Here is a 14,699-nt window from a genome sequence, read left to right as displayed (position 1 = left end):
GCATTGGGGATTGTAGGGAAGTGCGGACTGGCCCGCCCATCCGGCGCGCGGCAAGATGGCCGGTATGACCGATAATGTCCCCGAAAGCTGGCGCGGTGTTCTGGGCCCGGTGCTGGCCACGCCCGAGGCGCGGGAACTCGGCGGCTGGCTGCGCGGGGAAGAGGACTCGGGCAAGGCGATCTACCCGCCGCGCGGCAGCCGACTGAAAGCGCTCGAGCTGACGCCGCTCGAAACGGTCAAGGTCGTCATTCTCGGACAGGATCCCTATCACGGGCCGGGCCAGGCGATGGGCCTGTCGTTTGCGGTGCCGGACGGAGTGAAGGTGCCGCCGAGCCTGCTCAACATCTACAAGGAACTGGAAGCCGATCTTGGCATTCCCCGCCCAGCGCATGGCGATTTGAGCAAATGGGCGCGGCAAGGCGTGTTGTTGCTCAACAACACGCTGACGGTGGAAGGCGGTCTGGCGGGCAGCCATGCGGGGCGCGGCTGGGACGCGGTGACCGATGCCTGCGTGGCTGCCGTCGCCGCGCGCGCGGCACCCAGTGTCTTCATCCTGTGGGGCAGCCACGCGCAAGCCAAGGCACGGCGGATCGGCGGGCTTCGCGATCCGCGCCATTGCGTGATCGAAAGCCCGCACCCCAGCCCGCTATCGGCGCATCGCGGTTTCTTCGGGTCCAGGCCTTTCAGCCGCGCCAATGCCTTTCTGGAAGCGGCCGGCCGCGCAAGCATAGACTGGAACCCGTAGGTTAAACCGGACGCGGCAACCGGCCCGCACCGGCTGGATCAGTAGATCGAATATCCGCCGTCGATCACCACCGAATCGCCAGTGTGAAACGCACTTGCATCGCTGGCGAAATACACGGCGATGCCGCTGAAATCCTCGCCTTCGCCCCACCGGCGCATCGGCACGCGTCCGATCGCCTTTTCGTTGAACGCGTCCCAGCTTTGCAGCCGTTCGGTCATTTCCGTGGCAATCCAGCCGGGCAGCACCGCGTTGGCGCGGATACCGTACCGGGCCAGTTCAACCGCTGTCCCGCGCACCATTGCCAGCACGCCGGCCTTGGTCGCGGCATAGGCCTGGTTCTGGGGGGCACCATGGATCGCGGAGACCGACGAAGTGACCAGCAGCGAACCGCCCTTGTCGCCTTGTCCGGCACGTTCGACCATGTGCTTTGCCGCCTCGCGGAAAGTCCAGAACACCGCATCGAGATTGACCGCCGTGACCTTGCGCCACTGTTCGGTTGTCTGTTCCACCAGAGGCGCGCCGCCGCCGACCCCGGCGTTGGCGATGCAGGTGTCGATCCGGCCCAGGCGCGACAGCGATTCGGCCATCGCATCGACCACGGCTTTTTCGTCCGCCACATCGACCTCCAGCGATTCGACCCTGCGGCCATGCACCTTGAGCGCTTCGCAGGCGGCCGCGTTCTTGTCCGCGTTGCGGCCCCAGATCGCGACGTCGGCTCCGGCTGCGGCAAGGCCCTGTGCCATGCCGAGACCGATGCCCCCGTTGCCGCCAGTAACCACCGCGCATTTGCCGGTGAGGTCGAAGGGTGTGAATGCCATGTATGTTTCTCCTCTCGCCTGACAGTGAACGCCACTGCGCGCATGATTGCAAGCGGCGCGATTGTGGTTAATCTGGGGGCATGACCGATCTTGTTCTCACCGAAATCGCCGATGGTGTCGCCACCGTCACCCTGAACCGGCCCGAAGCCATGAACGCGCTGTCGAAAGCGCTCCGGCATCGCCTGTTCGAAGTGATGACCGCGCTCGACGCGGATGACAGCGTGCGCGCCGTCGTGCTGACGGGCGCGGGGACGCGCGCGTTCACCGCCGGGCTCGATCTCAAGGAGCTCGGCTCGCAGGAAGGTGCCCTGGGTGCGGCCAACGCCGAAGGGGCAGACGAAAACCCGGTCAAGGCGATCGAGGTGTGCCGCAAGCCGGTGGTCGGCGCGATCAACGGCGTGGCGATTACCGGCGGTTTCGAAGTGGCGCTGGCGTGCGATATCCTGATTGCCAGCACAAATGCCCGGTTTGCCGATACCCACGCGCGGGTCGGGATCGTGCCGGGCTGGGGCCTGTCGCAGAAGCTGAGCCGGATGATCGGCATCAGCCGGGCCAAGGAATTGAGCTTTACCGGCAATTTCCTCGATGCCGACACGGCCGAACGCTGGGGCCTGGTGAACCGCGTTGTGGAACCGGACAGCCTCCTGGCCGAAGCGCGGCGGATCGCGGGCGACATCGCCAGCATCGATCCGGGTTTTATCGCGGCCTACAAATCGCTCATCAACGAAGGCTACGCCGCCAGCTTCGGCGACGGGCTGGCGCTGGAACACGCGCGGTCATCGGCGGCCAACAGCGCGGTCAGCCCGGAAGAGGTGGAAGCCCGCCGGGCCGCGGTTCAAGCGCGCGGTCGCACGCAAGGCTGATTGCACCCCCCGCGCTGGCACTGCGCGGACTGCGCGTCAGGCGATTTCTTCGCCGGGGAAATCACCCGCCACGATATAGCCCAGCGACAACGCCATGACGGACGCGCTGGCACGGTCCCCGACGCCGAACTTGGCAAACACGCGGCGCACGTATTCCTGAACCGAATGGGGCGAGATGCCCAGGATGATGGCGATCACGGCGTTGCTCTTGCCCATCGCCATATATTTGAGCACTTCGATTTCCCGCGGGGAAAGCTGCGGCAGGTCGCACCCGAACGGCGCCATCAGCGACACGTAGCGGCGGAAGGAAAGCCGTGCCCCGACTTCGACCCGCAGGCGGTTGCGGGGCGAGAAAGCTTCGGGGGAACTGGCCATTCCCACACCCACGAAACCGCACCGCGCAAACGGCCCGAAGCATGCCACGCCCAGCCCCTGTTCCATGCCGTAATCGGCCAGTCTGGCCATGTATTCGACCTGTTCTGCGGGCAGGATTCCCGTGGGAACTTCCTCGGGCCAGCGGATCGCCGTGTCGGAGATCATGGCGAGCCCGGGCAAGGGGTCCAGCAGCCTCCCGCTGACGCGGTATTCCGCTTCCCATTGGTCGGGGAACCCGATGTTGGATAACACCCGCCCCACGTTCGGATCGACCGAAATGGGGGCCAGGAAATAGGATGCCTGGAATCCGGCATCCGAAAACATGTCGGACGTTGCGTCGCGCAGCGTGGCCGTGTCTTCAGCCTCGCGGATCCGCTCTATCTTGGACCAGAATTGGAAGTCCCCCGCACGATCCACGAAATCCCCCCCAGCCAAGCCGAGAATGTCGCTCGATTTAGCAGGAAAAACTTCCGAGAAAACCAGATTCGTCGGTTAGCGGGGCAGTTCGCTCACACCCATCAACGCCTTGTCGACCGCGCGGGCGCATTGCCGGCCTTCACGGATCGCCCAGACGACCAGGCTCTGGCCGCGCCGCATGTCGCCGCAGGCAAAGACATTGGCTTCGCTGGTGAGATACCATTCGGTATCCGCAGCCACGTTGCCGCGCGGGTCGAGATCGACACCGGCACGGTCGAGCAGGCCGCGGCGCTTGGGGCCGGTAAAGCCCATCGCCAGCAGAATCAGGTCGGCGGGAATCGTAAATTCGCTATCCGCGACCTCCTGCATCCGCCCGTCGACCCATTCGACGCGGACGCATTCGAGACCGGCGACATTGCCGCCTTCTTCCACCACCCGCCTGGCCAGTACTGCCCAGTCGCGTTCCACGCCTTCTTCATGGCTGGAGGTCGTGCGAAGTTTCATCGGCCAGTCGGGCCAGGTCAGCGCCTTGTCTTCCTTTTCAGGCGGCTTGGGCATGATTTCCAGCTGGGTGACGCTGGCGGCGCCCTGGCGGTTGCTGGTCCCGACGCAATCCGATCCGGTGTCGCCGCCGCCAATCACGATCACGTGCTTGCCCGTTGCCGTCAGGCTGCCGCGCGGCGCGGCGCGCACTTCGTCGTCGCCCGCGTTGCGCTTGTTCTGCTGGGTCAGGAATTCCATGGCGAAGCGCACGCCGGGCAGTTCAGCGCCCGGGACATCCAGCATGCGCGCCTCTTCAGCGCCGCCAGCCAGCACGACCGCGTCGAAATTCTCCTGCAAGGCCTGGAAGCTCACCTCGACGCCGACTTCGCTGGACGTGCGGAACTGGACGCCTTCTGCCTCCATCTGGACCGCACGGCGGTTGATCAGGTGCTTTTCCATCTTGAAGTCGGGAATGCCGTACCGCAGCAGGCCGCCGATCCGGTCGCTCTTCTCGAAAACCGTGACGGCATGTCCCGCCCGCGCCAGCTGTTGCGCGCAGGCAAGGCCGGCGGGACCGCTTCCGATCACCGCCACCGATTTGCCGGTGCGCCGTTCGGGCAGCTGCGGCTTGACCCAGCCTTCGTTGAAGCCGCGATCGATGATGGCGCACTCGATCGACTTGATCGTCACCGGGGAATCGATGAGGTTCAGCGTGCAGGCCGCTTCGCACGGGGCAGGGCAGATGCGGCCGGTGAACTCGGGAAAATTGTTGGTCGAATGCAGCACCGCGAGCGCATTTTTCCAGTCGTCTTCGTAAACCAGATGATTCCAGTCCGGGATGATGTTGTTCACCGGACAGCCGTTGTGGCAATAAGGAATGCCGCAATTCATGCAGCGCGCGGCCTGCGTCCGCAGTTCCTTTTCGGAAAGCGGAACGACGAATTCCTTGTAATTGCCGACGCGTTCCTCCGGCTTGAGGTAGCCGCGATCGTGCCGCTCGTATTCGAGGAAACCGGTTTCCTTGCCCATGACCTTTACTCCGCCGCTTCCATGGCGGCTTCTTCGCGTTCCGTTTCGAGTGCCTTGAGGGCGCGGGCGTAATCGCGCGGCATGACCTTGCGGAAATTCGCAAGTTCGTTCGCCCAATCGTCGAGCAGCGCCTTGGCCCTGGCCGATCCCGTATGAAGAAGGTGGCGTTCCACCAGCACCTTCAACCGTTCGGCGTCGTGATAGAGCGGGTCGCCCATGCCGCAATTGTCGACCGAGACCGGCCGCTGCTGCGGCTTGCCCCGGCTGTTTTCGGCTCCATCGCCGTCGCCCGGGGCCACGTCCAGCACATCGACCTGGGCATGGTTGCACAGCTCGTTGAAGCGCCGGTCGGGGTCATAGACATAGGCGATGCCGCCGCTCATCCCTGCGCCGAAGTTGCGGCCGGTCGGGCCGAGCACGCAGACAACGCCGCCGGTCATGTATTCGCACGGATGATCGCCGGTGCCCTCGACCACGGCGACCGCGCCCGAATTGCGGACAGCGAACCGTTCGCCTGCGACGCCGTTGAAATAGGCTTCCCCAGCGATCGCGCCGTAGAGGACGGTGTTGCCGACGATGATGTTCTCGCCCGGTGTGCGCGGCGCGCTGCCGGGCTGCGCCACGATGATCCGGCCGCCGGAAAGCCCCTTGCCGACGTAATCGTTGGCATCGCCCGTCAGGCTCAGGGTCACGCCGTGGGCCAGCCATGCGCCGAAGCTCTGTCCGGCAACGCCGGTGAAGTCGACGCGGATGGTGTCGGGCGCAAGACCCGAATGGCCATGCGCTTCGGCGATGCGCCCCGACAGCATGGCCCCGACCGTGCGGTTCACATTGCGGATCGAGCGGGTGAGCTGGACCGCCTGCCCGCTTTCGATCGCGGGCTTGCACGCCGCGATCAGTTCCACATCGAGAGCGGCGGCAAGGCCGTGATCCTGCGTTTCGGTGTGATGCAGCTTCTGCCCTTCGGCCAGCGGAACCGAGTGCAGGATACGCTTGAGATCGACGCCATGCGCCTTCCAGTGGCGTTCCACCCGGCGCATGTCGATGCGATCGACCCTTCCGACCATTTCCTCGACCGTGCGGAAGCCCATTTCGGCCATGATCTGCCGCAACTCTTCGGCCACGAAGAAGAAATAGTTGATGACGTGTTCGGGCGTGCCGACAAAGCGCTTGCGCAAGAGCGGGTCCTGCGTCGCCACGCCCACCGGACAGGTGTTGAGGTGGCATTTGCGCATCATGATGCACCCGGCCGCGATCAGCGGTGCGGTGGCGAAACCGAACTCGTCCGCGCCCAGCAGCGCGCCGATGGCCACATCGCGCCCGGTCCGCAGACCGCCGTCGACCTGAACGGCGATACGGCTGCGCAGATCGTTGAGCAGCAATGTCTGCTGCGTTTCGGCAAGCCCGATTTCCCATGGCGAACCCGCATGGGTCAGCGATGTCAGCGGACTGGCGCCGGTGCCGCCTTCGTAACCCGAGATGGTCACATGGTCGGCCTTGCACTTCGAAACGCCCGCGGCGACCGTTCCCACACCGACTTCGGACACCAGCTTCACCGATATGCGGGCTGCGGGCTGAACGTTCTTCAAATCGTGGATCAGCTGCGCCAGATCCTCGATCGAATAGATGTCGTGGTGCGGCGGCGGCGAGATAAGGCCGACGCCCGGCGTCGAATGGCGCACCTTGCCGATCCGCTTGTCGACCTTGTGGCCGGGCAGCTGGCCGCCTTCGCCGGGCTTGGCGCCCTGGGCCATCTTGATCTGGATATCGTCCGAATTGACCAGGTATTCGGTTGTCACGCCGAAGCGGCCCGATGCGACCTGCTTGATCCGGCTGCGCATGGAATCGCCGTTGTCCAGCGGCTGGAAACGCTCGGGCTCCTCGCCACCTTCGCCCGTGTTCGAACGGCCGCCCAAGCGGTTCATCGCGATGGCCAGGGTCGAGTGCGCTTCGTGGCTGATCGAACCGAAGCTCATCGCACCCGTGCTGAAGCGCTTGACGATTTCCACCGCCGGTTCGACCTCGTCCAGCGTCAACGGCTGTTCGGCGGGCTGGAGTTCCATAAGCCCGCGAATGGTCAGCAGGCGTTCGGACTGCTCGTTGATCGAGGCTGCGAATTCCTCGTAGTTCTTCGCGTTGTTACCGCGCACCGCGTGCTGCAGCTGGGCCACCGATTGCGGGGTCCAGGCATGGGCTTCGCCGCGGATACGGTATTGGTAGATACCGCCCGCATCGAGCATCCCTGCGTAAAGCGGATCGTGACCGTACGCCTGCCCGTGGCGCCGAACGGCCTCTTCGGCCACTTCGGCAAGGCCGATGCCTTCGATGGTGGTGGCGGTGCCGGTGAAGTAGGTATCGATGAAATCGGAACACAGGCCGACCGCGTCGAAGATCTGGGCTCCGCAATAGGACTGGTAGGTCGAAATGCCCATCTTGGACATGACCTTCAGGATACCCTTGCCTACCGCCTTGACGAAATTCGCCTGGACCTTTGCCGGCTCCATTTCCGGGAAGCGGTCGGTGCGCAGGCTTTCGAGCGTTTCGAGCGCGAGATAGGGATTGATACCTTCCGCCCCATACCCCGCCAGCGCACAGAAATGGTGCACTTCGCGCGCTTCGCCGGTTTCGATGACAAGGCCGGTCTGCATCCGCAGGCCCTGCCGCACCAGTTGGTGGTGCACCGCGCTGGTGGCGAGAAGCGCGGGCATCGGTATGCGCCCGGGCCCCTGATCGCGATCCGACAGGATCAGGATGTTGGCATCGCCCAGCACCGCCTCGGTCGCGGCCCAGCACATTTCCTTGAGCGCCATGGCCAGGCCATCGGCCCCGGTGCTGGCATCCCAGGTGATGTCGATGGTCGCAGTGCGGAACGCGCCGTCCAGCGCCACTCCGACCGAACGGATCTTTGCCAGATCCTCGTTGGTCAGGATCGGCTGGCCGACTTCGAGACGTTTGTGCGTGCCCCCATCACGGCCAAGCAGGTTGGGACGCGGGCCGATCATCGACATCAGGCTCATCACCAGTTCTTCGCGGATCGGATCGATCGGCGGATTGGTGACCTGCGCGAAGTTCTGCTTGAAGTAATCGTACAGCAGGCGGCTGCGGTTCGACAGGACAGCGATCGGCGTGTCGGTGCCCATCGACCCGATCGGATCGTCGCCGCCGGTGGCCATCGGTTCGAGGAAGCGCGAAATGTCTTCCTGCGTGTATCCGAACGCCTGCTGGCGATGCAGCAGGGAAAGTTCCGACTTCGGGATTTCCGAAAGGTCGGGTTCGATATGGTCGAGATCCTCGAGCTTGTACTGCGCCTTCTCGAGCCATGCTTCGTACGGTTCGGCAGCGGCAAGCTCGGCCTTGAGTTCCTCGTCCTCGACGATGCGGCCTTCCTCGAGGTCGATCAGGAGCATCTTGCCCGGCTGCAGGCGCCATTTGCGCGTGATGTCGTCATCGGCGAACGGCAGCACGCCGCTTTCCGATGCCAGCACGACCAGATCGTCCTTTGTCGTGCACCAGCGCGCTGGACGCAGGCCGTTGCGATCGAGGCAGGCGCCGATCTGGCGCCCGTCGGTGAAACAGACCGCGGCGGGGCCATCCCATGGCTCCATCAGTGCGGCGTGGTATTCGTAGAATGCGCGGCGGGCCGGATCCATCAGAGGGTTCTTGGCCCAGGCTTCCGGCATCAGCATCATCATCGAATGGGCAAGCGAATACCCGCCCGTGACCAGCAGTTCGAGCGCGTTGTCGAGGCACGCGGTATCCGACTGGCCATGCGGGATCAGCGGCCACATCTTGTCGAGGTCCGCGCCCAGCAGTTCGCTTTCCATCGTACGGCGGCGGGCTTCCATCCAGTTCACATTGCCGCGAACCGTGTTGATTTCGCCGTTGTGCGCCATGAAGCGGTAGGGGTGCGCGAGCCGCCAGCTGGGAAATGTGTTGGTGCTGAAGCGCTGGTGGACGAGGCCCAGTGCGCTGACGCAATCGGGATCGCGAAGGTCGTCGTAGAAGCTGCCGACCTGCGTGGCCAGCAACAGGCCCTTGTAGACCACCGTCCGGCTGGAAAAGCTCGGGATATAGGCGGACGACAAGCCGGTGATGCCATGCTTGGCTTCAAGCGCCTTGAGCGGGTTGAGCGTCTGCTTGCGAATGACCACCAGCTTGCGTTCGAACGCTTCCTGGTCGGTGCAATTGGTGCCGCGCGCGATCACGCACTGGCGGATGACCGGCATCGAATCGACGACCGCCTTGCCCAGACCGTCGAGCGTGACGGGCACATCGCGCCAGCCGATGACACGCTGGCCTTCCTTGGATGCGAATCGTTCAAGTTGCTGTTCGACGAATTCGCGCGCTTCGCCCTGCTGGGGGAGGAAACACATCGCGACGGCGTAATCGCCAGGCTGGGGCAGATCATACCCCTTTTGCCCCGCCCACTCGCGCATCAGCGGATCGGGGATTTGCAGCAGTATTCCTGCGCCATCGCCCAACAGCGGATCAGCACCGACCGCGCCGCGGTGGTCGAGATTGGCGAGAATTTCGAGCGCCTGCGTGACGATCGAGTGGCTCCGGACGCCCTTGATATGCGCAACCATGCCGACGCCGCAGGCATCGTGTTCGTTGCGGGGGTCGTAAAGACCATCCTGGGGCAGGGGCGGCGTGCGTCCCATCGGCGAAACGTCCTTCTCCGTGCCCGCCGTGCCGCCACGCCAAGCGGGCGGTCGGTGGAGCAGGTTGAATGGTGCCACCTGGGCGACACCGGCAAAATTGCGCGAGGGGACGTATTGGCGGCACGAATCTGATTTTGCAACTGCGAAGGCTGAAGCAAAATTTCAGGCGCGCCAAGATTTCTGCGCTCCGGTCGTGCCGGTCAGAAACGGAGGGGCGGCTGCGCGAGGGCCTGCGGCGCAGCGATTATTGCGCTTTGCCAACCTGCGACAGGCGGTCGAGGGCGCTTCTCAGCGCGCTTTGCGGGTCGGTTTGCTCGGCCTCGTCATCGCCCCGCGTGGTCGCCCGGTCCGCTTCGCGGCGCAGGAAGGCGATTACCGGATCGGCATCGTCGTCCTGGGCAGCAGGTGCGGCTGCGGCGAGTGCGATATTGGCCTGCAAGGCCTGGGCCAGGCGGTCGGTCAATTCGCCGAGCGACAGATCGCCAAGCGCCTCGGTTCTGATCGGCATGGGCGGCGATGAAGCGGGAATCGCATTCTCGGCGTCACCGGTTTCGACCGCATAATCTGAGGCTTCCGTCCCGAGATCGGCATCGAAAGCGCCGCCGGCGGTATGGTCGGACATCGGATCGGACTCTGCGCGAATCTCCGGCAAATGCCCGGCTTCGTCATCGTCGGTCTCGGCTTCGATGGCGCCTTCGGCCAGATATTCGCGCGGATTGAAGGGGCGGCGGGGCTGGTCCTCCTCCTCCAGCAACGGAGCGGGGGTTTCGGGTTCCGATTCGTCGGCCAGCCAGACGGTGTCGAATTCGGCGAACTCTTCCGTTGGTGCGGCATCGAAATCGGCTTCGTCGCTTTCCGAGATCAGCAGCTGGGTTTCGTCAGGATCGTCGTCTGCGATCGCGGCGTTGAGGGCGGAGACGCGCATCGCCAGGGCCAGGCCCAACAGAAGTCCGAACAGCGCCGCCGCCGCGGACACGCCGGCCTTGCCCGCGATACCGCCAGGCACGATGCCTTCAAGGCCAATCGCGGCGCGAATGGCGGCGTGAACGCTGTCGGGCATCACGAACAGCCCGCCGCCCAGCAGCGCGGCAAACCACGCGCCCACGGCCCAGCGAAACGCGGGGTGGCTGCTGATCGGCGAAGAATGCTCGGTGGCCATCGGTGTACGTGTATGCCTCTGTTACGCGCTCGGGGCGGCAGCGGACTGCCCCATTCCCTCGCGTCCTAGCAGTTCTTGGTAAACATCGAGATAACGATTCACGTTCCGCGCCCAGTCGTGGCGCGCCGCGACATGGGACCGGCCGCGTTCGCGCATCGCGGGCCAGCGGTCCCTCGCATCGATAAGATCGGCCAGGGCGGCCGCTATGGCCTGCGGGTCATCCGGCGGGAACAGCAGGCCCGTGATCCCATCCTCGATCAGTTCGCGGTGACCGCCCACATCCGATGCGGCGACAAGGCGGCGCTGGGCCATCGCCTCGAGCGGCTTGAGCGGGGTCACAAGGTCCGTCAGCCGCGATTTCTTGCGCGGATAGGCCAGCACATCGACCAGCGAATAATACCGTTCCACTTCGGCGTGCGGAACGCGGCCCGTGAACACGATGGCGCTTGCGGCCTGCGACGCGGCGGCTTGCGCACGCAGCGCCGTTTCCATCGGGCCGCCGCCCACCAGCAGGAGTTGCGCGCCGGGGTGGCGCGTTCGCAGCGCGGGCAAGGCGGCGATCAGATCGTCCAGCCCTTCGTAATCGTAGAAGCTGCCGATAAAGCCGATCACGGGTCCGGGTCCGATACCGATTTTGGCCGTCAGGGGGTCGTCACGCGGCGGCGGGTCGCCAAACAAGGTCAGATCGACGCCATTGGGCGAAATTGCGATCTTGTCGGCCGGATGGCCCCGCGAAACCAGATCGTCGCGCAAACCGTCGCAGATCGTGAAGACGGCATCGCCGCCTTTCACCACGTGGTTTTCAAGGGCGCGCGTCAGGCGGTATTTGATCGATCCTTCGCTGCCGGTGCCATTGCCTACGGCGGCATCTTCCCAGAAAGCGCGGATTTCATAGACGAACGGCAGGCCAAGTCGTCTGGCGGCGCGCAGTCCGGCCATGCCGCACAGGGCCGGCGAATGCGCGTGGAGAATGTCGGGACGCCATTGCTCCGCCAGCCGCTCGATGCCCGCCTGAAGCAAGGTCACCTCGCTCCATTCGCGCAGGCCCGGCGGCCCCGATGGCTGGCCGGGCGTGCGATGAAACGTCAATCCCTCGACCTCCTCTGTCGGCGGACCTTCCCCGCCATGACGCACGCCGGTAATCGCGCGCACATCCAGCCCCCTGGCCTGCTGCGCCTTCAGGATGGCGCGCGTGCGGAAGGTGTAGCCGGAATGAAGCGGCAAGGAGTGATCGAGGATGTGGAGGATGCGTGTCATTTGCCCAAGCATGTGACACAACAGGCTTAACGCCGCGTCAACCCTGCGGTGGTAGGCGGCAATGGCTGGAAAATCCCCGCCAGCGGCAGGCTGGAACTTCGCGTGATCGACTATTTCGCCATCGGACTGAGCCACGGGTTGATCCTGCTCGCGTGCTGGCGCCTGATGAAACGGGACGATCTGGACGATCCTTCGGTGCCGCCGCCCGTGCCATCCGACACGCGCCGCACGCGCCGGTCGCGCCGTTCCCGCACGGCGGACGCCGCCGATGCTTGATCTTGTCCTGCTGGCGTTTCTCGCCGCGATGCTGGCGCTCGGGTTGCGCCGCCCCTTCGTATGGGTTCTTGCCTACATCTATGTCGACATTGTCGCCCCGCAGAAGATCGGCTGGGTCATACTGCCCTCGGTCAAGGCGTCGCTGGTGACGTTCGTGCTGGCCTTTTGCGGCTGGCTGCTGTTCGACACCAAGCAGGGCAGCCGCATCACGTTTCGTCAGGGCTTGCTGCTGATGCTGCTGATCTGGTGCGCCTTCACCACGTCCATCGCCGATTTCCCCGAAAGCGCCGCGACCAAGTGGGCCTGGGTGTGGAAATCGATGCTGTTCGCCCTGTTCATCCCGCTGGCGCTGCGGACCCGGTTGCGGCTGGAATCGGCGGTGCTGGTCATGGTCCTGTCGCTGTCCGCCATCGTGATTTCGGGAGGCATCAAGACGGCGCTGGGCGGCGGCGGCTATGGCCTGCTTGTCACCTTGTCGAGCGACAATTCCGGGATTTACGAAGGCAGCACGCTGTCGGCCGTTGCGGTCGCCTCGGTGCCGCTTGTCTGGTGGTTGGCGCGCCACGGTTCGATCTTCCCGGCGAAAAACCGGCTGGTGATGCTGTTCGCCATCGCGTTGACCGGTGCCTGCATGCTGATACCGATCGGCACGCAAACCCGCACGGGGCTGCTGTGCATCGCGTTCCTCGGGGTGTTGATGATGCGGACCGTGCGCCACCGGTTCCTGTATGCAGCGGCGGCCGGCGTGCTTGTGCTGGCGTCGATCCCGTTCCTGCCGCAATCCTATCAGGACCGGATGACGACGATCGTCGATCACCAGTCCGACCAGTCGGCATCGACCCGGGTCGAGGTGTGGAAATGGACGCTGCGCTACGTTGCCGAAAACCCCCTCGGTGGCGGGTTCGATTCCTTTTACGGCAACAGCTTCACCTATGAAACGGTCAAGCAGGTCCAGAACGGCAGCGTCATAACCACCGAGCGCCAGGAAGTCACCGAAAGCGGGCGCGCGTTCCACTCGGCCTATTTCGAGGTTCTGGGCGAACAGGGCATCCCCGGCTTTGCCCTGTGGGCCCTGCTCCACATCACGGGTCTGATTTCGATGGAGCGGCTGCGGCGGCGCGGCCGTGCATCCGACGATCCCGACATGCAGCGGTGGGGCAGCCTGGCCAACGCCTTGCAGCAGGTGCAGCTCGTCTACCTCATGGGTTCGTTGTTCGTGGGCATTGCCTACCAGCCGTTCATCCTGATGGTGCTGGGCGTGCAAATGGCGCTTTCGACGCTGATCGCGAACGATGACAGCGCCCGGCGGGAAAGGGATCGCAAGCAGCGCCTTGCCGCCAACCGCAGTCGTGCGCAGGAACTTGCCGTATGATCGCCGCACCGATCCGGCCCGCCATTCCCCAGCTTGACCAGTTGACCGGACTGCGCGGGATCGCGGCGTGGTTCGTCGTCCTCTATCATGTTCGCCTGGCGACGACGGGGCTGTTCCCGCCGACGATGATCGACGTGTTCGCCAAGGGTTATCTCGCGGTGGATCTGTTCTTCATGCTGTCGGGCTTCGTCATGTGGCTCAACTATGGCGCGCGCCTTCGCGCGGACGGATGGCCGGGTGCGCGCCGGTTCTGGTGGAAACGCGTCGCGCGGATCTGGCCGCTGCATCTGCTGGTGCTGGCCGCCATGATCGCCTTTGCCGCAGTGCTGGTCGCGACCGGCCGATCGACGGCGGGCTATCCCTTCGCAGAGCTGCCGCTGCACATCCTCCTGTTGCAGAACTGGGGCTTCACCGCGGACCTTGCCTGGAACCATCCGGCCTGGTCGATCAGCACCGAACTGGCCGCCTACCTGCTGTTTCCGGCGCTAGTGCTGGCGGCGCGGTGGGAAACCATGGCGCTGACGAGCCTGGCTCTCGTGGCGGCATTCCTGCTGGCCGGATTGCACAGCGTATTTGCGCTGGCGGGCTATTCCGAACTCGGCATGGCGATCCCGCAATTGGGGCTGTGGCGCTGCCTCGCCGGGTTTGCGACCGGATCGGTGCTGGCGCTTGTCTGGCAGCGGCTGGAGGGTGGTAGAGGGCGCACCGCAGTGTCGTTCGGCCTGGTTTCGGTGGCATTGGCGGTGGGCGGCATCGCAGCCGATCTGCCTGAAACCGCATTCGTGCCTGCGGCCTTTGCGACCGGCCTGCTGGCGCTGGCGCTGGGCACCGGGCCGTTTGCCCGTCTTCTGGCATCCAGCCCGCTGCAGTGGCTGGGTGACCTCAGCTACGCCACCTACCTGTCGCATTTCTTCCTCTTCATCCTGTTCAAGATCGTGTTCGTGGATGACGACGGAATGCTTGGCGCTGGCGAGCTTGGCCTGTTCCTTGCCGTGGTCCTCGCGGCTTCGGCCGCGCTCTTCCATGGCTTCGAAAAACCGGCGCAGCGTTGGCTCAACGCGCGTGCGCCCCGCGGTTTCGAGCGCGATACGCTCAAAGCACCGTCCTGACCCGCAGCATCACGCCGCCATGCCGTAACGGCACGGCGCGCGCGGTTGCACAGCCCCTCTCCTTGCGCCATGACTCGCGCCGCCAGCGCGGCCGGAGTCGCGCCAAACCGTGCATTTTTGCCTAGTGAAGGAGAG

The 14,699-nt window shown here is 64.9% G+C and carries 11 protein-coding genes; 5 read left to right on the top strand and 6 right to left on the bottom strand.

The annotated features are described in order from the left end of the window. Positions 1 to 64: 64 nt before the first annotated feature. Positions 65 to 745, top strand: a complete 681-nt coding sequence (locus VR863_RS12055; RefSeq protein WP_324828714.1) for a uracil-DNA glycosylase — start codon at positions 65 to 67, stop codon at positions 743 to 745. A gap of 38 nt (positions 746 to 783) precedes the next feature. On the opposite strand, the gene VR863_RS12050 is transcribed toward VR863_RS12055, so the two are convergent. Continuing rightward, complete coding sequence (locus VR863_RS12050) at positions 784 to 1,563, bottom strand: SDR family NAD(P)-dependent oxidoreductase (protein ID WP_324828713.1); 780 nt, start codon at positions 1,561 to 1,563, stop codon at positions 784 to 786. An 80-nt stretch (positions 1,564 to 1,643) separates the two neighbouring features. Between VR863_RS12050 and VR863_RS12045 the strand changes: the two genes are divergently transcribed. Further along, positions 1,644 to 2,426: an enoyl-CoA hydratase gene (locus VR863_RS12045; RefSeq protein ID WP_324828712.1), complete on the top strand. Its 783-nt coding sequence runs from the start codon at positions 1,644 to 1,646 to the stop codon at positions 2,424 to 2,426. A 36-nt stretch (positions 2,427 to 2,462) separates the two neighbouring features. On the opposite strand, the gene VR863_RS12040 is transcribed toward VR863_RS12045, so the two are convergent. The 5 genes from VR863_RS12040 to VR863_RS12020 form a co-directional block, all read right to left on the bottom strand. Further along, complete coding sequence (locus tag VR863_RS12040) at positions 2,463 to 3,218, bottom strand: helix-turn-helix transcriptional regulator (RefSeq protein ID WP_324828711.1); 756 nt, start codon at positions 3,216 to 3,218, stop codon at positions 2,463 to 2,465. 75 nt (positions 3,219 to 3,293) lie between these two features. Then, the gene (locus tag VR863_RS12035; RefSeq protein WP_324828710.1) at positions 3,294 to 4,730 is read right to left on the bottom strand and encodes a glutamate synthase subunit beta; all 1,437 of its coding nucleotides are present in this window, start codon (positions 4,728 to 4,730) and stop codon (positions 3,294 to 3,296) included. A gap of 5 nt (positions 4,731 to 4,735) precedes the next feature. After that, entirely contained in the window at positions 4,736 to 9,391 is a 4,656-nt protein-coding gene (gene gltB / locus VR863_RS12030; protein WP_324828709.1) for a glutamate synthase large subunit, read from the bottom strand. A gap of 244 nt (positions 9,392 to 9,635) precedes the next feature. After that, positions 9,636 to 10,550 (bottom strand): hypothetical protein, encoded by a 915-nt coding sequence (locus tag VR863_RS12025; protein WP_324828708.1) that lies wholly within the window; start codon positions 10,548 to 10,550, stop codon positions 9,636 to 9,638. Between the two features lie 21 nt (positions 10,551 to 10,571). Then, positions 10,572 to 11,807, bottom strand: a complete 1,236-nt coding sequence (locus tag VR863_RS12020; protein ID WP_324828707.1) for a TIGR04063 family PEP-CTERM/XrtA system glycosyltransferase — start codon at positions 11,805 to 11,807, stop codon at positions 10,572 to 10,574. Positions 11,808 to 11,855: 48 nt separating this feature from the next. Here VR863_RS12020 and VR863_RS12015 point away from each other — a divergent pair, with 48 nt between their 5' ends. From VR863_RS12015 to VR863_RS12005, 3 genes are read left to right on the top strand one after another with little or no spacing between them, the layout of a single operon-like run. Continuing rightward, on the top strand, positions 11,856 to 12,083 hold the full coding sequence (locus VR863_RS12015; RefSeq protein ID WP_324828706.1) for a hypothetical protein: 228 nt from the start codon (positions 11,856 to 11,858) through the stop codon (positions 12,081 to 12,083). Then, positions 12,076 to 13,455 (top strand): putative O-glycosylation ligase, exosortase A system-associated, encoded by a 1,380-nt coding sequence (locus VR863_RS12010; protein ID WP_324828704.1) that lies wholly within the window; start codon positions 12,076 to 12,078, stop codon positions 13,453 to 13,455. Before VR863_RS12015 ends, VR863_RS12010 begins: the two co-directional genes overlap by 8 nt. Then, a complete protein-coding gene (locus VR863_RS12005) occupies positions 13,452 to 14,564 on the top strand; it encodes an acyltransferase family protein (RefSeq protein ID WP_324828703.1) in 1,113 nt (370 codons plus the stop codon). Before VR863_RS12010 ends, VR863_RS12005 begins: the two co-directional genes overlap by 4 nt. Positions 14,565 to 14,699 lie beyond the last annotated feature (135 nt).

This window comes from Qipengyuania zhejiangensis, from assembly GCF_035607565.1.
Classification (GTDB): domain Bacteria; phylum Pseudomonadota; class Alphaproteobacteria; order Sphingomonadales; family Sphingomonadaceae; genus Qipengyuania; species Qipengyuania zhejiangensis.
This window is presented reverse-complemented; position numbering and strand designations above follow the sequence as displayed.